The sequence below is a fragment of the Streptomyces vietnamensis genome (assembly GCF_000830005.1).
In the GTDB taxonomy this organism is placed as follows: domain Bacteria; phylum Actinomycetota; class Actinomycetes; order Streptomycetales; family Streptomycetaceae; genus Streptomyces; species Streptomyces vietnamensis.
Genome location: NZ_CP010407.1, coordinates 4228698 through 4249505, shown reverse-complemented (window position 1 = coordinate 4249505; position 20808 = coordinate 4228698). Strand labels below are relative to the sequence as shown.

17 protein-coding genes and 2 tRNA genes are annotated in these 20808 nt (G+C 71.1%); 12 read left to right on the top strand and 7 right to left on the bottom strand.

The features are described 5' to 3' along the window. Nucleotides 1–27: 27 nt before the first annotated feature. The 9 genes from recF to SVTN_RS18915 all read left to right on the top strand — a co-directional run bounded on the left by recF (nt 28) and on the right by SVTN_RS18915 (nt 9522). Nucleotides 28–1149, top strand: coding sequence for a DNA replication/repair protein RecF (gene recF, locus SVTN_RS18945; RefSeq protein ID WP_041130167.1), 1122 nt, complete (start codon nt 28–30; stop codon nt 1147–1149). A gap of 22 nt (nt 1150–1171) precedes the next feature. Then, the gene (locus SVTN_RS18940) at nt 1172–1726 is read left to right on the top strand and encodes a DciA family protein (RefSeq protein WP_052499207.1); all 555 of its coding nucleotides are present in this window, start codon (nt 1172–1174) and stop codon (nt 1724–1726) included. A gap of 370 nt (nt 1727–2096) precedes the next feature. Further along, nucleotides 2097–4127, top strand: a complete 2031-nt coding sequence (gyrB, locus tag SVTN_RS18935; protein WP_041130165.1) for a DNA topoisomerase (ATP-hydrolyzing) subunit B — start codon at nt 2097–2099, stop codon at nt 4125–4127. 41 nt (nt 4128–4168) lie between these two features. Beyond that, entirely contained in the window at nt 4169–6766 is a 2598-nt protein-coding gene (gene gyrA / locus SVTN_RS18930; RefSeq protein ID WP_041130164.1) for a DNA gyrase subunit A, read from the top strand. Nucleotides 6767–6872: 106 nt separating this feature from the next. Beyond that, entirely contained in the window at nt 6873–7433 is a 561-nt protein-coding gene (locus tag SVTN_RS18925; protein WP_041130163.1) for a DUF3566 domain-containing protein, read from the top strand. A 102-nt stretch (nt 7434–7535) separates the two neighbouring features. After that, nucleotides 7536–7609: transfer RNA gene (locus tag SVTN_RS18920), tRNA-Ile, on the top strand. A 159-nt stretch (nt 7610–7768) separates the two neighbouring features. Then, a complete protein-coding gene (locus SVTN_RS42140) occupies nt 7769–7903 on the top strand; it encodes a DLW-39 family protein (protein WP_003958712.1) in 135 nt (44 codons plus the stop codon). Between the two features lie 153 nt (nt 7904–8056). Continuing rightward, nucleotides 8057–8206: a hypothetical protein gene (locus SVTN_RS44300; RefSeq protein WP_159026472.1), complete on the top strand. Its 150-nt coding sequence runs from the start codon at nt 8057–8059 to the stop codon at nt 8204–8206. Continuing rightward, nucleotides 8203–9522: a hypothetical protein gene (locus SVTN_RS18915; RefSeq protein WP_052499206.1), complete on the top strand. Its 1320-nt coding sequence runs from the start codon at nt 8203–8205 to the stop codon at nt 9520–9522. Before SVTN_RS44300 ends, SVTN_RS18915 begins: the two co-directional genes overlap by 4 nt. A gap of 12 nt (nt 9523–9534) precedes the next feature. Here the strand turns inward: SVTN_RS18915 and SVTN_RS18910 are convergent, their stop codons facing one another. Beyond that, nucleotides 9535–10881 carry a serine/threonine-protein kinase gene (locus SVTN_RS18910; RefSeq protein ID WP_041130162.1) on the bottom strand — a complete coding sequence of 449 codons (1347 nt, stop codon included), beginning with the start codon at nt 10879–10881 and terminating at the stop codon, nt 9535–9537. Nucleotides 10882–10945: 64 nt separating this feature from the next. Continuing rightward, nucleotides 10946–11494 (bottom strand): helix-turn-helix domain-containing protein, encoded by a 549-nt coding sequence (locus tag SVTN_RS18905; RefSeq protein WP_041130161.1) that lies wholly within the window; start codon nt 11492–11494, stop codon nt 10946–10948. 130 nt (nt 11495–11624) lie between these two features. On the opposite strand from SVTN_RS18905, the gene SVTN_RS18900 reads away from it, so the two are divergent. Both SVTN_RS18900 and SVTN_RS18895 read left to right on the top strand, forming a co-directional pair. Further along, nucleotides 11625–11697, top strand: a tRNA-Ala gene (locus SVTN_RS18900). A 222-nt stretch (nt 11698–11919) separates the two neighbouring features. Next, on the top strand, nt 11920–12762 hold the full coding sequence (locus SVTN_RS18895; protein WP_041130160.1) for an AfsR/SARP family transcriptional regulator: 843 nt from the start codon (nt 11920–11922) through the stop codon (nt 12760–12762). Nucleotides 12763–12784: 22 nt separating this feature from the next. On the opposite strand, the gene SVTN_RS18890 is transcribed toward SVTN_RS18895, so the two are convergent. The 5 genes from SVTN_RS18890 to SVTN_RS18875 all read right to left on the bottom strand — a co-directional run bounded on the left by SVTN_RS18890 (nt 12785) and on the right by SVTN_RS18875 (nt 18671). Then, nucleotides 12785–13393 carry a response regulator transcription factor gene (locus SVTN_RS18890; protein ID WP_063782263.1) on the bottom strand — a complete coding sequence of 203 codons (609 nt, stop codon included), beginning with the start codon at nt 13391–13393 and terminating at the stop codon, nt 12785–12787. A gap of 46 nt (nt 13394–13439) precedes the next feature. Next, nucleotides 13440–14693: a sensor histidine kinase gene (locus SVTN_RS18885; RefSeq protein WP_052499205.1), complete on the bottom strand. Its 1254-nt coding sequence runs from the start codon at nt 14691–14693 to the stop codon at nt 13440–13442. A 197-nt stretch (nt 14694–14890) separates the two neighbouring features. Beyond that, nucleotides 14891–17170 (bottom strand): TOMM precursor leader peptide-binding protein, encoded by a 2280-nt coding sequence (locus tag SVTN_RS18880; RefSeq protein WP_245727588.1) that lies wholly within the window; start codon nt 17168–17170, stop codon nt 14891–14893. Between the two features lie 34 nt (nt 17171–17204). Further along, complete coding sequence (locus SVTN_RS44295) at nt 17205–17378, bottom strand: hypothetical protein (RefSeq protein WP_159026470.1); 174 nt, start codon at nt 17376–17378, stop codon at nt 17205–17207. A 141-nt stretch (nt 17379–17519) separates the two neighbouring features. After that, complete coding sequence (locus SVTN_RS18875) at nt 17520–18671, bottom strand: glycosyltransferase (protein WP_041130158.1); 1152 nt, start codon at nt 18669–18671, stop codon at nt 17520–17522. Between the two features lie 214 nt (nt 18672–18885). On the opposite strand from SVTN_RS18875, the gene SVTN_RS18870 reads away from it, so the two are divergent. Further along, nucleotides 18886–20568, top strand: coding sequence for an MDR family MFS transporter (locus tag SVTN_RS18870; protein ID WP_041130157.1), 1683 nt, complete (start codon nt 18886–18888; stop codon nt 20566–20568). Nucleotides 20569–20808 lie beyond the last annotated feature (240 nt).

Below are 20808 nucleotides of genomic sequence, written 5' to 3'. Positions count from 1 at the left end.
GCCGGGGGAAGAAGGTCGGCGCCCACCATGCACGTCACGCATCTCTCGCTGGCCGACTTCCGCTCCTACGCCCGGGTCGAGGTCCCGCTCGACCCGGGCGTCACCGCTTTCGTGGGCGCAAACGGCCAGGGCAAGACCAATCTGGTCGAGGCCGTCGGCTATCTCGCGACCCTCGGCAGCCACCGCGTCGCCTCCGACGCCCCGCTCGTCCGGATGGGCGCCGAGCGGGCCGTCATCCGGGCCGCGGTCACCCAGGGCGAGCGCTCCCAGCTGATCGAGCTCGAACTCAACCCGGGCCGGGCCAACCGTGCCCGTATCAACAGGTCCTCGCAGGTCAGACCGCGTGATGTGCTCGGCATCGTGCGGACCGTGCTGTTCGCCCCCGAGGACCTGGCGCTGATCAAGGGCGACCCCGGCGAGCGCCGGCGCTTCCTCGACGAGCTGATCACGGCGCGCACGCCGCGCATGGCGGGCGTGCGCTCCGACTACGAGCGCGTGCTCAAGCAGCGCAACACGCTCCTGAAGTCGGCGGCGATGGCACGGCGGCACGGCGGCCGCGGCATGGACCTGTCCACCCTGGACGTCTGGGACCAGCACCTGGCCAGGGCGGGCGCCGAGCTGCTCGCCCAGCGGCTCGACCTCATCGGCGTCCTGCGGCCGCTCGCCGACAAGGCGTACGAGCAGCTCGCGCCCGGCGGCGGACCGATCCTCCTTGAGTACCGGCCTTCCGCGCCCGGCACCGGGCACACCCGCGAGGAGCTGTACGAGCAGCTGCTCGCCGCCCTCGCCGAGGTCCGCAAGCAGGAGATCGAGCGGGGCGTCACGCTCGTCGGACCCCACCGGGACGAGCTCCTCCTCAAGCTCGGCGACCTCCCCGCGAAGGGGTACGCCAGCCACGGCGAGTCCTGGTCGTACGCGCTGGCGCTGCGGCTCGCCTCGTACGACCTGCTGCGGGCCGAGGGCAACGAGCCGGTCCTCGTCCTCGACGACGTCTTCGCCGAACTGGACGCGCGGCGTCGCGAGCGGCTCGCGGAGCTGGTGGCGCCGGGCGAGCAGGTGCTCGTCACGGCGGCGGTGGACGACGACGTGCCGGGCGTGCTCACGGGCACCCGGTACGCGGTGTCCGGCGGAACGGTGGAACGGGTGTGACGGATGTGGCAGGTGTGACGGTATGAGCGAGGAAAACTCTCCACAGTCTGTGGACAGGCCCGCGGCGCCCGAGCCGTCGGGTGTGGACCTCGCCCGGGTCGCGCTGCGCGCCGCCAAGGAGCAGGCCCGCGCGAAGGGCGCCGCCGCCCAGCAGAAGAAGCAGGCCCGGCGCGGGGGCGGGCTGCGCTCCGGCGCGCGCGCCGACGGACGCGACCCGATGGCGCTCGGCGCCGCGATCAACCGGCTGATCACCGAGCGGGGCTGGGAGACCCCGGCGGCGGTCGGCGGCGTGATGGGGCGGTGGCCGCAGATCGTGGGCGAGGACCTCGCCAAGCACTGCGTACCGGTGAAGTTCGACGAGGAGCCGGACGCGCGGGTGCTGACGGTGCAGTGCGACTCGACGGCGTGGGCCACGCAGCTGCGGCTGCTTGCGCCTCGGCTCGTGGCCCGGCTGAACGAGGACCTCGGGCACGGGACCGTGCGGATGATCAAGGTGCTTGGGCCGGGGGGTCCCCGCCGGGGGTACGGGCCGCTTCGGGCGCCCGGCAGTGTGGGGCCCGGGGACACGTACGGGTAGCCGCGGTACGGGGCCTGGGGCCTCGGGGCGCGGGTCCAGGCGGAAGGGCGCCGCGCGGGTGGGCTGTGCCCACCCGTTCCGCCCTGCGGAACGATTGCCCACAGGGTCGTGGAACGCCTGCCAACAACAGGGCGGAGCGGGTGCCCACAGGCTGCTACCGCTCGAAGCGCTGGGTGGCCGTCTACGGCCTCTGGAGCCCCTATCCGGATATGGGGAGTCGTCTCGCTCCCGCCCAGGGCGGCACATGCGCATTCAGGTACCGGCAAACCCCCATGAGTGTCGGTGGTACCGGTAGACTGGGAGACAATCCCGCCACCCTGCGGAACATGTCGAACGACGCAGCCGCTCCGGTATGCCCGGAGAACGGCCTGTGCTGTGCCAGAAAGGGCGCTTCGTGGCCGATTCCGGCGACCCCAACGAGAACTCCCAGTACACCGCCAGCAATATCCAGGTCCTCGAGGGCCTGGATGCCGTGCGCAAGCGCCCTGGCATGTACATCGGCTCGACCGGCGAGCGCGGTCTGCACCACATGGTGCAGGAGGTCGTCGACAACTCGGTCGACGAAGCCCTGGCCGGCCATGCCGACACCATCGACGTGACGATCCTGGCCGACGGTGCCGTACGCGTCGTCGACAACGGCCGTGGCATCCCGGTGGGCATCGTGGCCTCCGAGGGCAAGCCGGCCGTCGAGGTCGTGCTGACCGTGCTGCACGCGGGCGGCAAGTTCGGCGGCGGCGGCTACGCCGTCTCCGGCGGTCTGCACGGTGTCGGCGTCTCGGTCGTGAACGCCCTGTCCACCAAGGTCTCCGTCGAGATCAAGACGGACGGATACCGCTGGACGCAGGACTACAAGATGGGCGCCCCGACCGCCCCCCTCGCCCAGCACGAGGAGACCTCGGAGACCGGCACGACGGTCACCTTCTGGGCCGACCCGGACATCTTCGAGACCACCGAGTACTCCTTCGAGACGCTCTCGCGGCGCTTCCAGGAGATGGCCTTCCTCAACAAGGGCCTGACGATCACGCTCACCGACGAGCGCGAGTCCGCGAAGGCGACCGTCGGCGCCGACGACCCGGACGCCGAGGCCACCGCCGAGGCCGCCGCGCGCACGGTCAGGTACCACTACGAGGGCGGCATCGTCGACTTCGTGAAGTACCTCAACTCGCGCAAGGGCGAGCTGATCCACCCCACCGTGATCGACCTCGACGCCGAGGACAAGGACAAGAACCTGTCCCTCGAGGTCGCGATGCAGTGGAACAGCGGCTACAGCGAGGGCGTGTACTCCTTCGCCAACATCATCCACACCCACGAGGGCGGCACGCACGAGGAGGGCTTCCGCGCTGCGCTGACCTCGCTGATCAACAAGTACGCGCGCGACAAGAAGCTGCTCCGCGAGAAGGACGACAACCTCACGGGTGACGACATCCGCGAGGGTCTGACGGCGATCATCTCGGTCAAGCTGAGCGAGCCGCAGTTCGAGGGCCAGACCAAGACCAAGCTGGGCAACACGGAGGTCAAGACCTTCGTCCAGAAGGCGGTCTACGAGCACCTCAACGACTGGCTGGACCGCAACCCGAACGAGGCCGCGGACATCGTCCGCAAGTCGATCCAGGCCGCCACCGCGCGCGTGGCCGCGCGCAAGGCGCGCGACCTGACCCGCCGCAAGGGCCTCCTGGAGTCGGCGTCCCTCCCGGGCAAGCTGTCCGACTGCCAGTCGAACGACCCGTCCAAGTGCGAGATCTTCATCGTCGAGGGTGACTCCGCCGGCGGCTCGGCCAAGTCCGGCCGCAACCCGATGTACCAGGCCATCCTGCCGATCCGCGGCAAGATCCTGAACGTCGAGAAGGCCCGCGTCGACAAGATCCTGCAGAACACCGAGGTCCAGGCGCTGATCTCCGCCTTCGGCACCGGTGTGCACGAGGACTTCGACATCGAGAAGCTCCGCTATCACAAGATCATCCTGATGGCGGACGCCGACGTCGACGGCCAGCACATCAACACCCTGCTGCTGACCTTCCTCTTCCGCTTCATGCGGCCGCTGGTCGAGGCCGGGCACGTCTACCTCTCCCGCCCGCCGCTCTACAAGATCAAGTGGGGTCGGGACGACTTCGAGTACGCGTACTCGGACCGGGAGCGGGACGCGCTCGTCGAGCTGGGCAAGCAGAACGGCAAGCGGATCAGGGAAGACTCGATCCAGCGCTTCAAGGGTCTCGGCGAGATGAACGCCGAGGAGCTGCGCGTCACCACCATGGACGTCGAGCACCGCGTGCTCGGCCAGGTCACCCTGGACGACGCCGCCCAGGCCGACGACCTGTTCTCGGTGCTGATGGGCGAGGACGTCGAGGCGCGCCGCTCGTTCATCCAGCGCAACGCCAAGGACGTTCGCTTCCTCGACATCTGAGTCGGTCTCAGCTGACCGTACGAAAGGACTGACGACCAGCAATGGCCGACGAAACCACTCCGACCACCGAAGAGCAGGAACCCGTGCTGCGGATCGAGCCCGTCGGGCTCGAGACCGAGATGCAGCGCTCGTACCTCGACTACGCGATGTCCGTCATCGTGTCCCGCGCGCTGCCCGACGTACGGGACGGCCTCAAGCCCGTCCACCGGCGCGTGCTGTACGCGATGTACGACGGCGGCTACCGGCCCGAGAAGGGCTTCTACAAGTGCGCCCGCGTCGTCGGCGACGTCATGGGTACGTACCACCCGCACGGCGACTCCTCGATCTACGACGCGCTCGTCCGCCTCGCCCAGCCCTGGTCGATGCGCCTGCCGCTCGTCGACTCCAACGGCAACTTCGGCTCCCCGGGCAACGACCCGGCCGCCGCCATGCGCTACACCGAGTGCAAGATGGCGCCGCTGTCGATGGAGATGCTCCGCGACATCGACGAGGAGACCGTCGACTTCACGGACAACTACGACGGCCGCAACCAGGAGCCGACGGTCCTCCCGGCCCGGTTCCCGAACCTGCTGGTCAACGGCTCCGCCGGCATCGCCGTCGGTATGGCCACCAACATCCCGCCGCACAACCTGCGCGAGGTCGCGGCCGGTGCCCAGTGGGCGCTTGAGCACCCCGACGCCAGCCACGAGGAGCTCCTCGACGCGCTGATCGAGCGGATCAAGGGCCCCGACTTCCCGACCGGCGCGCTCGTCGTCGGCCGCAAGGGCATCGAGGAGGCGTACCGCACCGGCCGTGGCTCCATCACGATGCGCGCGGTCGTCGAGGTCGAGGAGATCCAGAACCGCCAGTGCCTGGTGGTCACGGAGCTCCCGTACCAGACCAACCCGGACAACCTCGCGCAGAAGATCGCCGACCTGGTGAAGGACGGCAAGATCGGTGGCATCGCCGACGTCCGCGACGAGACCTCGTCCCGGACCGGCCAGCGCCTGGTCATCGTGCTCAAGCGCGACGCCGTCGCCAAGGTCGTCCTCAACAACCTGTACAAGCACACCGACCTGCAGACGAACTTCGGCGCGAACATGCTGGCGCTCGTCGACGGCGTGCCGCGCACCCTCTCGCTCGACGCGTTCATCCGCCACTGGGTGACGCACCAGATCGAGGTCATCGTCCGCCGGACGAAGTTCCGGCTGCGCAAGGCCGAGGAGCGCGCCCACATCCTGCGCGGTCTGCTCAAGGCCCTCGACGCGATCGACGAGGTCATCGCCCTCATCCGGCGCAGCGACACCGTCGAGGTCGCCCGCACGGGCCTGATGGACCTGCTCGCGATCGACGAGATCCAGGCCAACGCGATCCTGGAGATGCAGCTCCGCCGGCTCGCCGCCCTGGAGCGTCAGAAGATCGTCGCCGAGCACGACGAGCTCCAGGCGAAGATCGACGAGTACAACGCGATCCTGGCCTCGCCGGAGAAGCAGCGTGCGATCGTCAGCGAGGAACTGGCCGCGCTCGTCGAGAAGTTCGGCGACGACCGCCGCTCCAAGCTGGTGCCCTTCGACGGTGACATGTCCATCGAGGACCTGATCGCCGAGGAGGACATCGTCGTCACCATCACGCGTGGCGGCTATGTGAAGCGGACGAAGACCGAGGACTACCGCTCGCAGAAGCGCGGCGGCAAGGGCGTGCGCGGCACGAAGCTGAAGCAGGACGACATCGTCGACCACTTCTTCGTCTCCACCACCCACCACTGGCTGCTCTTCTTCACGAACAAGGGCCGGGTCTACCGGGCCAAGGCGTACGAGCTGCCGGACGCCGGCCGGGACGCGCGCGGCCAGCACGTGGCCAACCTGCTGGCCTTCCAGCCGGACGAGCAGATCGCCCAGATCCTGGCGATCCGCGACTACGAGGCCGCGCCGTACCTGGTGCTCGCCACCAAGGCCGGCCTGGTGAAGAAGACCGCGCTGAAGGACTACGACTCGCCCCGCTCGGGCGGTGTCATCGCGATCAACCTGCGGGAGCGCGAGGACGGCAGCGACGACGAGCTGATCGGCGCCGAGCTGGTCTCCTCCGAGGACGACCTGCTGCTCGTCTCCCGGAAGGCGCAGTCGATCCGCTTCACCGCGACCGACGACGCGCTGCGTCCGATGGGACGTGCCACCTCGGGCGTCAAGGGGATGAGTTTCCGCGAGGACGACGAGCTCCTCTCGATGAATGTCGTCCGGCCCGGTACGTTCGTCTTCACCGCGACCGACGGCGGGTACGCGAAGCGCACCCCCGTCGACGAGTACCGCGTCCAGGGTCGTGGCGGCCTCGGCATCAAGGCCGCCAAGATCGTGGAGGACCGCGGCTCGCTCGTGGGCGCGCTGGTGGTCGAGGAGACGGATGAGATCCTCGCCATCACGCTGTCCGGCGGTGTGATTCGTACGCGAGTCAACGAAGTCAGGGAGACCGGCCGTGACACCATGGGCGTCCAGCTGATCAACCTGGGCAAGCGCGATGCCGTCGTCGGCATCGCACGGAACGCCGAGGCGGGCAGCGAGGACGAGGACATCGAGGACGCCGAGGGCGTCGTCGAGTCGGTCGACTCGGTCGAGGCCGGAGCGGCCGAGGGCACGGAGCCCTCGGCCGGGGAGCACGAGGAGTAAGAGCGTGAGTGGAGCCACGGGCGCCGGATCGGCGGCTGCCGGAGCTTCTGCCGGTGCGGGAGCGAACGGCGCCCGTGGCCCCGCCACGGACTCCCAGGGGGTTGCGGTGACGGACACTCGGGGGCAGCAGCCCTCGTACGAGACCTACAACGGGCCGCTGCCCGGCGAGCGCCCCCAGGGGCAGCCGGGCGGGCCCTACCACCCGCCGCAGGCGTACGGCGCCCCCGCGGGCGGTACGCAGGGCGGGCAGACCGGGGCCGTGCGCCGGCCGCGGACCGGGGCGCGCACGACGCCCAGGACGCGCAAGGCGCGGCTGCGGGTGGCCAAGGCCGATCCGTGGTCGGTGATGAAGGTGAGCTTCCTGCTCTCCATCGCGCTGGGCATCTGCACGGTCGTGGCCGCGGCGGTGCTGTGGATGGTCATGGACGCCATGGGCGTCTTCTCGACGGTCGGCGGCACGATCAGCGAGGCCACGGGCTCGAACGAGTCCAACGGCTTCGACCTGCAGTCGTTCCTGTCGCTGCCGCGGGTGCTGATGTTCACCTCGGTGATCGCCGTGATCGACGTGGTCCTGATGACCGCCCTCGCGACGCTGGGCGCCTTCATCTACAACCTGTCGGCCGGTTTCGTGGGCGGTGTGGAGCTGACGCTGGCCGAGGACGAGTGACCTGCGAGGGGGCCGGGGAAGGAACCGATTTTGGGACTGGCCCCCACGTGCGCTAATGTTCAGGAGTCAGCGCGGCGGACACGAAAAACCGCAGAGCGCGGCGGGGCTATAGCTCAGTTGGTTAGAGCGCATCCCTGATAAGGATGAGGCCACAGGTTCAAATCCTGTTAGCCCCACAGATCGGATCGACCCGGATGGTACTCCATCCGGGTCGATCTGTTTGTGTGAGGTTTGAAGCAGGGGTGCGAAGACCGCACAGGTCACCGATCGGTATCGGTCGATGTGTAGAGTGGGCGTCAGAAGTCTCCTACGTCAACGAAAGACGAGGTCGCGCGGTGAAGAAGCTTCTCCTGGTCGCACTGGCCGCCATCGGCGGGCTCCTCGTGTACCGCCAGATCCAGGCGGATCGCGCCGAGCAGGATCTGTGGACGGAGGCGACCGACTCCGTGCCCGCAGGTTCCGGTGTCTGAGAGACACACACTCTGTGGGTGAAGCCCCGGCAGCGCATGAGCGCCGCCGGGGTTTCGCTGTTCCGGGGCCGTGACACGGGTCCCCTTGGATTCGCTAGAGCAACTCAATGGCTTGCTGAAGCAAAGTCGAGTGGTCGCGGACAAGGGGGACGCTTGGCGGACACCGGAGGTGCGGGCGGGGCAGGATGGACCGGCACCACGGCCGTCGCGGTGGGCGGCGGGGCGCCGGTGCTGCTCGCCGGAGTGCTGATCGCCCTCGGACGGGCGCGGCGCAGGGCGGGAAGGAACGGGAGGGACGCGTGAGCACGCAGGCCGGGAGGCGGACCGGGATCGGCCGGAGGGCGGGAGCCCTGATCGCGGCGGCCGCGGCGGTGGGTGCGGTGACGGCACTGCCCGTCCAGGCCCGGGCGGCCGAAGGCGCCGAGGGGGCGGCGGTGCCCCCGTACGCCTTCGACGGCTCGGCCCAGCGGATCCAGGGCGCCGCCTCCAGCCTGGACGCGAAGCCCCTGAAGACCGGCCAGACGTACCGGGACACCCTCAAGAAGGACGGCAAGGTCTACTACCGGGTCGACCTCGACACCAGACGGAACGCGTACGTGTCCGTGGTCGCCGTGCCGAAGCCGGGCGGGAAGGTCGAGTACGGCGACGGCTTCAAGGTGACCATGCAGGACGGCTCCGGCGCCGAATGCAGCTACCAGCAGGTCAACTTCGGGTCGGCCGACTACCCGCGCCCCCTCGCCGGGTACGCCCGCCGGATCGTCGACGCGGACAGTTCCAGCTGCCAGCAGGCGGGGGCCTTCTACGTGCTCGTCGAGCGCTCCTCGAAGGAGACCTCCAGCCCGGACGACTGGGGGCTCGAGATCCGCCACCTGTCCGAGCCGCCGCTGAAGAAGGCCGGGCCGACCGAGCTCCCGTCCGCCTGGCCCTCCGCCACGCCCCCGCCGCCCACGGGCGGCCCCAAGCCCCGGCAGGGCGGCTCCGGCATCCACGACGCCGCCTCGCTGACGCAGGGCGAATGGCGCTCCGACATCCGGCCCGGCCAGACGCTCTTCTACCGGGTGCCGGTCGACTGGGGACAGCAGCTCTTCACCACCGCCGAGCTCGGCAGCAGCTCCGCCTCCGACGCGTACGTCTCCAACGCGCTGGTGCTCTCCCTGGAGAACCCGGCGCTCGGCCACGTCGACGAGAACACCGTCACCTACGACGGGAAGCCCGCGACGGTGACGCTCGGTCCGCAGCGGCCGGTGGCCCACGAGAACCGCACCTCGTACGACGACGCCACCAACGGCATGCGGTTCGCCGGCTGGTACTACCTGTCGGCCACCCTCAACCCGACGGTCGCCAAGGACTACGGCGACAAGCCGGTGCCGCTGACGCTGCGGGTGAGCGTGATGAACAAGGCGAAGCCCGGTCCCGGGTACGACGGGGACCCCGGCCCCTTCACCGTGACCGCCGGTGACAAGGAGGCGGCCGCGAGCGGCTCCAGCGGCGCGCAGGTGGAGCAGGCCGCCGAGCGGAGCGGCTCCATGCGGATCGTCGCGGCGGCCGGCCTCGGCACCGGGACCGTACTGCTCCTGGGGCTCGGGGCCTGGACCCTGCTGGCCAGGCGCGGGGCCTAGAACCCTTCGGGCTCAGACCTGCGTCAGGGCCCAGAAGCCGACCGCGAGCGACACCAGCGCGAGCAGCAGCACCGGGACCGCGACCTTCGGGGGCGGTCCCGGCCGCCGTACCGGGGCGAGTGCCGTGGGGGCGGTGGGTGCCGTGGGTGCCGTGACGGGCGGAGGGGCGTACGGCTGCGCGGGGGCCGGTCCGTACCCCACCGGCCGGGTGACCGGCGGGGGCAGGTGGAAGCTGCCCGTCTCGGAGGGGCCGGGCACCGGCGGGGCCGCCGGGACGTGAGCGGTGGGCTGGTACGGCGGGTGCTGTGGCCGTACGGGCTGCGCCGTGGGCTGTACGGGCTGTGCTGTGGGCTGTACGGGCTGCTGTACGGCCTGTACGGCCTGTACGGGCTGCTGTACGGCCTGTATGGGCTGTTCCTGGGCCGGTACGGGCGCGGGCGCCGGTACCGACGCGGTGGGGCCTGTGGGGCTCGTGGGGGCCATGGGGCCCTCGGGGCCGAAGCCGGTCGGCAGCGGGCCCAGGTGGTCGAGGATCTCGACCGGCTCCTCGCCGGCCTCCGGCTCGGGCAGCATCTCGACGGCGGCGCTCAGCGCCTTCCGCGCTCCCGTGGCCGTCCGGAACCGGGCCTGCGGATCGGGCTGGAGCAGACCGGCCAGCACCTGCCACAGGGGCTCGGGGACGCCCTCGGGGGCGCCCGGGGTGCCGTGCGCGAGGAAGTGCTCGACCAGGGCCTGGGAGTCCGGCTTGACGCCCTTGAGCAGATAGAGCGCGACCAGGCCGACGGCGAACAGGTCGGCGGTGAAGTCCGGCTCGGCGCCGAGCAGCTGCTCGGGCGCGAAGTAACCGGGCGTCCCCACCACGTAGTCGGTCTCGGTGAGGCGGGGTTCGCCCTTGCGCATGGAGATGCCGAAGTCGGAGAGCCGCAGGTGCGGCCGCCCGGTGCCGGTGACCTCCATGAGGATGTTGGCGGGCTTGATGTCCCGGTGCACGACCCCCTCGGCGTGCACCGTGGCCAGGCCCGACAGCAGCTGGTCGAGCAGCGTGCAGACGAAGCGGGGCGGCAGCGGACCGTAGTCCCCGATGACGTGGGCCAGCGAGCCGCCGGCCACCAGGTCCATGGTGAACAGGACCTTGTCGTCGTCGGCGGCCCAGCTGGCCGGGGCGAGGACGTGCGGATGGTCGATCCGCAGCGCCTGCTCACGGACGAAGCGGAGCAGCGTGTGCGCATCGCTCTGCAGGAGAACCTTGGCCGCCACGTAGCGGCGCCGCCGGTGGTCCCAGGCGCGCCAGACGGCGCCCGCCCCGCCGCGTCCGATCGGGTCGACCAGCTCGTACCGACCAGCGAAGACCTCACCCATCGCGCTGCGCCCGCTCCCCGTCTGCGTCGTCTCTCCGCGGTCCCGGCCGGCTGCCGGGCCCGCGTCAGTTCTGGTGCGACTCGTAGTGGGCGACCGCGTCGGCCGTGCGCCCGGCGCCGTACACCCGGAGGAACTCTGCCAGCTCCGGGTGGGCTGGGGCGAGCGAGTCGGCGGCGTCGATGATGTCGCCGGCGGCCGCCACGGAGCGCAGCAGCGACTGGATCTCGCGGACCACGCGGCGCACGGTCGGCGCACCGGAACCGGTGGTGGTCTGACCCGAGCTGGTGAGGACGGAGCCGCCCTGCGACTTCTTGACCTCGTCCATCCGGTCGGTGGCCTCGGCGGCGCTGACGCTGCCGTCGGCGACCTGGACGGCGAGCTCCTGGAGGGCCTGGACGCGCTGGACGACGGCCGGGTTGCCGATCTTGGCCCGCTGGCCGCTCATCAGCTGGGACAGCATGGGCGCGGAGAGCCCGAGCACGGCCGCGAGCCTGGCCTGATTGAGCCCGAGATCGTCGATCAGGCGACGGAAGAGCGCCCCCAGCGGCTCTCCGTACCAACTGCGCTGAAGCTCTCTGGCTCTTGCCGTGGCTTCCTGCTGCGCTGCGTCCATTGCTTACTCCCCATCCCTTGGGTTCGCCACTGCGAACCCCGGTCAGCATCTTACGGAGAGTGGTCGCTGACCGGGAGTCCCAATCCTTTTGCCGGACATGGGGGGTGACCCGGTACGCTGTCCTCGTTCCGGGGCCTTAGCTCAGTTGGTAGAGCGCTGTCTTTGCATGGCAGATGTCAGGGGTTCGACTCCCCTAGGCTCCACCCGTGAAATGCCCCCCGACCTGTGGAAAGCCCAGGTCGGGGGGCATTTTTGGTGTGCGCGGGGGGTGTGGTCGCTGGACTCCGGCTCGGGGCTCGCTCGAGTGAACCGGTCATATGGCGATCCATGACGACGGCCCTGGGAGGCACGGACGAGGCGTGTCATCGTCGATACCGACATCGCTGGTCAGTCCCACCGATATCGAGTCACTCCGGGGGAGTTTCATGGATGTGGGGATTCTCGGGCCGCTCACGGTCCGTCTGAACGGACAGTCGATCGTTCCCAGTGCGGGCAAGCCGCGCCAACTGCTCGCGCTGCTCGCCATCAGAGCGGAGCGGGTGGTGACCGTGCCGACGCTGATGGAGGAGATCTGGGGGGACGCGATCCCCAAGAGCGCGGCCACCACGCTGCAGACGTACATCCTTCATCTGCGCCGGAAGGTGACCGCGGCGCTGCGTGCCGACGGGCCGGGCTGTGGGCCGGGCCGGGACGGGGACGCCAAGGAGGTGCTCACGACCTGCTTCGGGGGGTACCGGCTCGCCGTGCGTCCCGAGGACAGTGATCTGCGGGAGTTCCAGTCGCTCGCGGTCCGCGGATCGACGGCGCTCGAGGCGGGCGACCCGCGGGCCGCGTCCGTGACGCTGGAGCGGGCGCTCGGGCTCTGGCGGGGGCCCGCACTGGTGGACGTGCCGGTCGGGCGGGTTCTGGGGGTCGAGGTGCTCGGGATGGAGGAGCAGCGCACCCGGGTGCTCGAACAGCGGATCGAGGCGGATCTGCTGCTCGGACGGCACGCCTCGCTCCTGGCCGAGCTGCGGATGCTGGTCGCCCGGCATCCGATGAACGAGAACCTGGCCGCGCAGCTGATGACGGCGCTGTACCGGTCGGGCGGGGTGTGGCGGGCGCTCGAGGTGTTCCAGGAGCTGCGCAGGACCCTCATCGAGGAGCTGGGGGTGGAGCCCTCGCACCGTCTGCAGCGGCTGCACCAGGCGGTGCTCTCCGGTGAGCCCGGGCTTGAGCTGGAGTGGGAGCGGGCGCAGTACGCCGGCCCCTCTCTGATGCGCACCTGACGCGTACGGGTCCGGCCGGGTGTCAGACCAGCCAGCCGGACTCGTGCGCGATGCGCACCGCGTCGACGCGGTTGCGGGCGTTCAGCTTGGTGACGACCGAGGTCAGGTAGTTGCGGACGGTCCCCGTGGACAGGTGCAGCCGGGCGGCGATCTCCGGGGCCTCGTCGCCCGCGGCGGTGAGGCGGAGTACCTCCAGCTCCCGTTTGGTGAGCGGGCTCTCGGCGCCGTCCCAGGCCGCGAGGGCGAGCTGGAGGTCGATGGCGCGGTGACCGGCCGCGATCCGGCGGATGGCCTCGGCGAGGTCCTGGGGGGACGCGTCCTTCGGCAGGAAACCGGCCACCTTGGCGTCCAGTGCCCGTCGCAGGACTCCGGGGCGGCTGAGGCTCGTCAGGATGAGGGTGCGGCAGGAGGGGAGTTCCTCGGCGAGCAGTGCCGCCGCCGTCAGGCCGTCGATGCCGGGGAGCCCGATGTCGATGATCGCCACGTCGGGGCGGTGCTCCAGGGCGGTCGGGAGGATCCTGTCGCCGCGCTCGACCTGCGCGACCACCTCGAGGTCGTCCTCCAGGCCCAGCAGCGCCACCAGCGCGCCGCGGACCATGCCCATGTCCTCGGCCAGCAATATCCGTATCACTGTGGTCAATCCCCCCGTGGTTCGACTGTATTTAGACTACAATTGTTTATTTCTGTGCGGTCTCCTTCCGGTTAAGGGTGACTTTGTCAGGTCGAGCGGACAGCGGTGCGCGTGCGGTCATCCGGAACCAACCGTCGTCGCCCAGTTCGGTGGTGAGGCTGCCGCCGAGGCGGCCGAGGCGGTGGGTGAGGTTGCCCAGGCCGGTGCCGCCGGGCTCGTCCGCCCCCTGCCGGGGCAGGGGCCCCACACCACCGGGATGCCGGTCGGCGGGCTCCACGCCGTCGTTGTCGATACTGAGCGTGACCACGCCGTCCTCCTCCCCGCACCGGATCGTGCACCGGTGGACGTGGCTGTGCCGCAGCGCGTTGGTGACGGCCTCGCGCAGCACGGTGGCGAGCACCGTGTCGATCTGCGGCGGCAGCGGGGCCGTGTCGATGGCCGTCACCACCTTGATGCCTGCGGCCTCCAGCATCGAGCGGGTGGCGGCCGCCTCCTCACGCAGTGACATGTCGCGGTAGCCGGTCGCGACCTTGCGCACATCGGCGAGCGACTGGCGGGACAGGGCGAGGACGGAGTCGGTCTCCACCCTGGCGGGGGCCGGCATGTCCGGCACCAGCCGGCGGACCAGCTCGGTCTTCAGGGTGATCGCGGACAGGTTGTAGCCGAGCAGGTCGTGGAGGTCACGGGAGAAGCGGAGCCGCTCCTCGGCCACGGCCAGCCTGGCCAGGTCGGAACGCTGCGCGTGCAGGCGCGTCACCAGACCGGTCAGGCTGCTGAGACCGAACACCACGAGCCCGGTGACGAGGGTGGTCTCCAGTGTGTAGACGCTGTCGAAGAGGCCGCGGTCGGCGATGAACGCCGCGTACCCGTAGAGGGAGAGTCCGATCGCCACGTACAGCGGCCAGGCCGCCCGGGCCGGGAGGAGCAGGAGGACGGAGCCGGCCAGGAAGCCGCACATCGCTCCCCATGCCAGGTGGAACAGCGCGAGCGGTAAGAAGCAGAACACGGCCTGCAGGGTGAGCGTGGTGACGCGGCATGTGTACGAGCTCTGCCGGGCGTTCGGCCTGGAGTGCACGAGCTGGAGGCCGAATATCACGAGCAGGGCGAGGAAACCGGCGCCGCTCTCGCGGGGGGAGGCCCCGGCGTCGAGGATGTTCACGGCGGTGACCAGGGAGTATCCGGCCATCGTGGCCAGCAGGACCGAGCGTGCCAGGCGGGGGGCGGGCACGGTGGATCCGTCGTGGGGGAGGTGCGGCGCGGCGCCGTTCGGATCGTCGGACTGTCGTTCCGTCGAGTTCATCAGAGGTGACGACCTCTCTGTGGGGGAAGAGACACACCGGAAGGTACAACGATGCCGATCATGGAAATATCGGACCGCGCTGTCCGGGTCATCATCGGCTCCGACCTCGGTGAACGGTCTCCGAACAGCGGCGGTTCCCCGCCGCGGGGAGGGCGATGGCCGAGAGGGGAGGTCGGGCGTGGCCCGGCGTCCCGGTGTCAGACGAACAGCGGTACGGGGTTGAGGAGTTCGTACGGGGTGGGGGCGGCCAGCCGGCCCAGCGCGACCGGCACGTCGAAGAGACGGCCCGGCGCGAAACGTGGCCAGAACTGGCGCATGCCGGGAACGATGACCTTCATCACAGGAAGCCCGATGTCCGGTCGCGTCTGGTCCAGGACCAGGACCTCCAGACCCCGCTCGGCGGCGAGCGCGGTGAGCGCCGCCACATCGTCGGCGAGGTCCGCGCGCGGGGTGTACGGGTGGCTGCCGGGGCCGCTCGGGGCGAGCCGCGGGTCCGGCAGCAGATGGGGCTGGCCCGCGACGGTCGCGGTGCGCCACCAGGCCACCGCCTGGGGATCGTCCACGGTGTAGCCCGAGCCGTCCGGGCGCGCGTCGACGACCGCCGGCAGCAGCTGACCCATCTCGGTGAGCGCGCGGCGTACCGCGATGCGCGGGTCGGGATGGGCGCCGAAGCCGAACAGGACGTCCTCGGCGGGGCGGTCGGTGCGCCGGGACAGGGCGGCCACCACCGGGATGCCGAAGTCGGAGGTCAGGTCCAGGGCCCAGACCTCGCGGCCGAGCGAGCGGTAGCCCGCGCGCAGCGGCTCGATCCACGTGTCGCCCGCGGCGACGAAGGCGTCGAGATCGCAGGCGGGGGCGAGCGTGCGGTTGTACCACCACAGGGCCACCGCATCGCGTTCCACGAGTTCGAGGAAGCCCTGCACGAAGGCGTCCTCGCGGCTGGAACCGGCGGCGTTGCCGTTGGAGTCCGCGCGCAGCGGGGCCGCGGGGTCGGCGTCGAAGTAGAGGAGGGAAGTGGGCAGCAGCCGCTGGGTGTTCCCGGTGAGCGACCACACGGGGGTCCAGTCGAGCGGCGCCTCCTCGTCGAAGGGGCGGCCGACGTACTGGAAGGGCGAGCCGGCCGCGTTCCAGACGTCCCGCTCACGCAACTGCCGGGGGTCGTACAGCCGCACCGCGTCCGGGTGGACGGCGGCGGGGCCGAGCGCGCGGTAGCTGTCGCGGACCACGGGCTCGTCGCCGTGCCGCGAGCCGCTGTACCGCTCGACGGCCTCGCACAGGGCGCTGACCGTGGCCTCCTCGGCCGTGAGGCCCTTGCCGCCGCTGAGCGCGCGCAGCCCTGCGCTGTGCCCGTCCAGGGTCGACGCCCGCATCGCCAGGTTGTGCCCGGACAGGAAGCTGTGGGTGAAGGCGGGGCTGCGCGGGTCGCGCCGCACCTCGCGTACGACGCCGGTGACGCGGCCGACCAGATGGCCGTACCGCTCCAGCATCTGACGGGGGGACAGGGAGCGGTGGCCGTTTCCGCCGTCCGTCGCCTTGGGGCGGGGCCGGGGGACGAAGGGCTCGCGCACCCGGGCGCCCACGAGTCCGGGGTCGCCGCAGGCCGGGCACTGGGGGCGGCGGGTCACCGGATGCAGCTCACCGGCGAGGGTGAGGGCGTCGAAGGTGTGGATGGCGTCGCGGGTGGGGCCCGGCACGCCGGCCAGCCACTTGGCGGTCTCCAGGACGGCGGTGTGCAGGCCGGCCGCCCGGTTCGCGGCGATCGAGGCGTCGGGGCGGGACACCGGGGCCGTACTGCCCAGCACACGGTGCAGGGGCGCCTCGGAGCCGCGCTGGAGGCGCAGGCGTTCGGCGAGGCAGTGCCAGCAGGGGCCGTCGCCGGGACGCAGGACGGGGCCGGTCCACGCCTCGGGTCCGCCGGGACTGGCGAGGATCCAGGGTCGGCCGGCCGCCCGCTGTCGCGCGTCGACGCCGGCGAGCCGGGGGTCCAGGTAGTCGGCGCAGAGCACCAGGGTGAGGTCGGCGTCCTCCGCTTCCGCGGTGGGGGGCGCGAGGACGAACCCGGAGGCGGTGCAGGCGTCCCGTGCCTCTTCCGGGGAGACCGGGCCGTCGAGGACGACGAGCCGTACGACCGCCGTGGCGGGCGGAGCCGTCGCTCCGGCCAGGTCCCAGAAGGCCTCGGCGGAAGGATCGGGGGCGGTGGGCGCGCTCGGGGACGGGTGGGCGTGTGCGCGCAGGAGGTGCGCGGACCAGAGTTCGGCGAGCGCGCGGCGCAGGTCCTCCGGGTCGGTACCGGTGGCGGCGGCCTCCCGCAGCACCTGGTCCGGGGTGCGGCTGCCGTCGAGCAGGGGGGCCAGGGCCTCGGCCGGGGCGCCGCGCACGGCGCGGACGCCCCGTGCGGAGACGAGGTAGACCGCCTCGCCGGGCACGACGAGGCTGCGCAGATGGCTGCGCCAGCCGATCCGCGGTCCGCCGTCCACGGCCACCGGTCCCCCCTGCTCGTGCACCGGGGTGTCAGGCCGCGACGGCCTCGGCCGGCTCGGGAGCCAGGACGCAGAGGGTGAACAGCGCCGCCGCGTCGGCGGGGATCGTGTCCAGGTCCTCGATCGACAGCGTGGCCGGGGACTCCTCGGGGGCCGCGGTGAGGACGGCGGCCCAGGCGGGGTTCTCGGCGAGGACGTGGTTCATGGGGGTTCCTTCCAGGAGCCTTCGAGTCTTCACAAGAGGACGTTCGAACGGTGGGCGCGGTTGACGCAGCGCCTCGCTGGATTGTGCGAACACCTGATGATCGCCGACCAGTGCTCCCGTCACGAATCGGATGTGACGGATTCACATCCCCCCGCGCGCGCGGACCATGTCGGCGATGGCGACCGTCACGTCGTGGGGGGTGGGCAGCCCCGCGATCTCCCTGCTCAGCTCCTCGGTCCTGGCCTTGTAGGACGGGTCTTCGAGCAGCTCCCGGCACATCTTGGCGACGTTCTCGGGGGAGTCGTCCTGTCCCGCCGTCAGCATGATCGCGGCGCCGTACTCCGCGAGCCGGGCCGACATCCCCACCTGCTTCGGCATCGCCGGGATCAGCAGCTGGGGGACGCCGCACACGATCGCGTGCAGCATCGTGTTGCCGCCGGCCCGGTGCACGAGCAGGTCGCAGGTGCGCAGCACGACGTCGAGCGGCAGCCAGCCCGCCCGTACGTTCTCCGGAAGGTCGCCCAGGGCGTCCGCGATCTCCTGCGGCGCCGCGATGAGCAGCTCCACGTCGAGCCCGGCGACCTTCTCCACCAGGGCGGACAGGGCGTCGGCCTCGTAGTCGGCGGTCACCCGGCTGCCGGCCGAGACCAGGACGCGCGGCCGGTCGCCGCTCCTGGAGTACATCCAGGGTTCGAGCGCCCGCTGGGTGTTGAAGGGCACGTACCCCATGAACTGTGCGGGCCCCGCGTCCGGGCGGCGGGCGCCGGGCGGGCAGATCTCCACGTACATGTCCGGGTCGGGGATCGCGGGCAGGCCCATCTCCTCCAGCTCCGGCGCCAGTTCGGCGGCGGCGGACAGGTCGATGATGGACGGCTCGCCCATGTTGAGGGCGTGCCGCACCCAGGGCAGGCCGAAGCGGTGGGCGACGAGCGGGGCGGCGTACGAGAGGGCTCCGGCGACCAGGACGTCGGGCCGCCAGCGCTCGACCAGCGGGACGAGGCCTTCCATGCTGCCCAGGGCGAGGCGGGCCATGCCCCGGCCGTTGAACAGGTTCCGCTCGTGGGGGTCCTTGGGGATCTCCAGCGGATTGCCGTGCCGGTCGCGCTGCATGAAGTCGTACATGGTGCGCGAGGTGATCGGGGCGCCGGGCAGGCCCGTCGCGGCGACCAGCGGCATCACGTTCTCCGTGGCCCCGACGATCACCTCGTGGCCGGCGTTGCGCGCCGCGAGCGCCAGCGGGGTGATGGGGAAGACCGCCCCCGCGCTTCCTCCGGACACAAAAAGGAATCTCATGGCCGCGGACGCTAGGGAGCGGGGGTCGAGCGCTCCTGGAGCGCTCCTCGAAGGGGTACGGGGGCGGGCGCGGTCGAGGGGCTCTGTAGTCGGGCCCTAGCCGGGCGCCGCACGATTCCCCTTGACCTCCAGTGCGCTAGAGGTTTCATCCTGGTCCGGACGCAGCGGCCACCCCTCCCGACGTCCCTTCCGAATCCGAAGGAAGAAACTCCCGATGACAGACACAGCGAAGCCGGATTCCCCCGCGCCCGATTCCGGTGCCGACGCCGGGACGGTGGACAAGCGCAGGATCCGGCTGATCATGACGGGTCTGCTGCTCGGCCTGTTCATGGCCGCGCTCGACCAGACGATCATCTCCGCGGCGCTGCGTACCATCGCCGACGACCTGGACGGTCTCTCGGAGCAGGCCTGGGCGAACACCTCGTACATGATCACCTCGGTGATCACGACGGCGCTCTACGGCAAGCTCTCGGACATCTACGGCCGCCGGCCCGTCTACGTCAGCGCCGTCGGCATCTTCATCCTCGGCTCCGTGCTCTCCGGCCTCGCCCAGTCCATGACGACGCTCGCCGTGTTCCGCGGCATCCAGGGCCTCGGCGCCGGCGGTCTGATGAGTCTCGCCTTCGCGATCCTCACCGACCTGGTGCCGCTGACCGAACGCAGCCGCTACCAGGCGTGGTTCGGCGCGGTCTTCGGCGTCTCGGCCGTCATCGGCCCCGTCGCGGGCGGCTTCTTCGCCGGGCTCGACTCCTTCCTCGGCGCGACCGGCTGGCGCTGGGCCTTCTTCGTCAACGTGCCGATCGGCCTGGCCGCCGCGCTCCTCATCGGCACGCTGGTGCGCGTCCAGCCGAACCGCACCCGGCACAAGTTCGACATCGCGGGCCTGCTCGCGCTGATCGCCTGCCTGCTGCCGCTGCTCTTCGCGGTCGAACAGGGCCCGAAGTGGGGCTGGACCGACCAGGGAACGCTTCTGCTGTTCGGTCTGGGCGCGGTCGGCCTGGTGCTGTTCCTGCTGGCGCAGAAGCGGGCGGCCGACGCGGCCCTGCTGCCCACGCCGATGTTCCGCAACCCGCTCTTCTCCGTCTACAACGGCGTCAACGTCCTCATCGGCGCCGCCGTGTTCGGCGCGCTGTCCGTCCTGCCGCTGTACTTCCAGATGGTCAAGGGCCTGTCCCCCACCGAGGCCGGCCTGATGATGCTGCCTCAGACGCTGGGCATCGTCGTGGCGGGCCGGATCGCCGGTCCGTACGTCACCAAGACCGGCCGCTACAAGGTGGTCCTGCTGACCGGCCTCGTCCTGATGGTCGCCGCGACCCTCTGGTTCGGGACGCTCACCGTGGACACCTCGCTGTGGCTGACGGGCGTCGCCGCCGGACTGATGGGCTTCGGAATCGGCCTGTGCTGGCAGGTCATGCTCATCGCGATCCAGACGGGTGTCGCGCCTCAGTACATGGGCGCCGGCATGGGCTCGTTCACCTTCTTCCGGCAGATCGGGGGCACCGCCGGCATCGCCGTCTTCCTGTCGATGTTCTTCGGCGCGGTCGGCGAGAAGGTCGCCGCCGCCTACCGCGACGCCGCCTCCGACCCCGCCTTCGCGGCGGCCCTGAACGACCCGTCCGTGACCGGGCAGGCAGCCAACAAGGTGCTGCTCGGGGCCCGGGACGGTGCCGTACCGATGGACGACAGCTCCTTCCTCGACCACGCCGACCCGCGGCTCGCCAAGCCGTTCCTGGAGGGCCTGGCCGAGGCGATGCAGACCGTCTTCGTGGTCAGCGCGGTCATGCTGCTGATCGCCCTCGTCCTCGCGGCCGTGCCGAAGGAGAAGCGCCGTGAGCCCGCCGCCGGTGCGCCGGGCGGCGCCAAGGAGCAGGGGAAGCAGCCCGCGGGCAAGAACTGACCGATCACCGCGCCGGGACCTCGGGGCCAGCACCCCGGGACCCCCGCCGCGCACCCGCGTGCCGCCCGCCCCACCGGCGGGCGAGCACGCCCCCGTACGGACGCGCGCCATTCCCCCGTCGCGCGCGTCCACGAAGGGGGCCGGCCCGTGCCGGCCCCCTTCTCCGTGTTCGCCCGGGCACGCTCGTACGGGAAGGTCCCGCGCCGGGTCCAGCTGGATTGGACCGGCCCTCTAGGTCGG

Excerpts from the sequence above, each read along its gene's own strand:
- recF (WP_041130167.1), top strand. The coding sequence starts at position 28 with ATGCACGTCACGCATCTCTCGCTGGCCGACTTCCGCTCCTACGCCCGG.
- SVTN_RS18940 (WP_052499207.1), top strand. The coding sequence starts at position 1,172 with ATGAGCGAGGAAAACTCTCCACAGTCTGTGGACAGGCCCGCGGCGCCC.
- gyrA (WP_041130164.1), top strand. The coding sequence starts at position 4,169 with ATGGCCGACGAAACCACTCCGACCACCGAAGAGCAGGAACCCGTGCTG.
- SVTN_RS18910 (WP_041130162.1), bottom strand. The coding sequence starts at position 10,881 with ATGGGTGAGGTCTTCGCTGGTCGGTACGAGCTGGTCGACCCGATCGGA.
- SVTN_RS18905 (WP_041130161.1), bottom strand. The coding sequence starts at position 11,494 with ATGGACGCAGCGCAGCAGGAAGCCACGGCAAGAGCCAGAGAGCTTCAG.
- SVTN_RS18895 (WP_041130160.1), top strand. The coding sequence starts at position 11,920 with ATGGATGTGGGGATTCTCGGGCCGCTCACGGTCCGTCTGAACGGACAG.
- SVTN_RS18885 (WP_052499205.1), bottom strand. The coding sequence starts at position 14,693 with ATGAACTCGACGGAACGACAGTCCGACGATCCGAACGGCGCCGCGCCG.
- SVTN_RS44295 (WP_159026470.1), bottom strand. The coding sequence starts at position 17,378 with ATGAACCACGTCCTCGCCGAGAACCCCGCCTGGGCCGCCGTCCTCACC.
- SVTN_RS18875 (WP_041130158.1), bottom strand. The coding sequence starts at position 18,671 with ATGAGATTCCTTTTTGTGTCCGGAGGAAGCGCGGGGGCGGTCTTCCCC.
- SVTN_RS18870 (WP_041130157.1), top strand. The coding sequence starts at position 18,886 with ATGACAGACACAGCGAAGCCGGATTCCCCCGCGCCCGATTCCGGTGCC.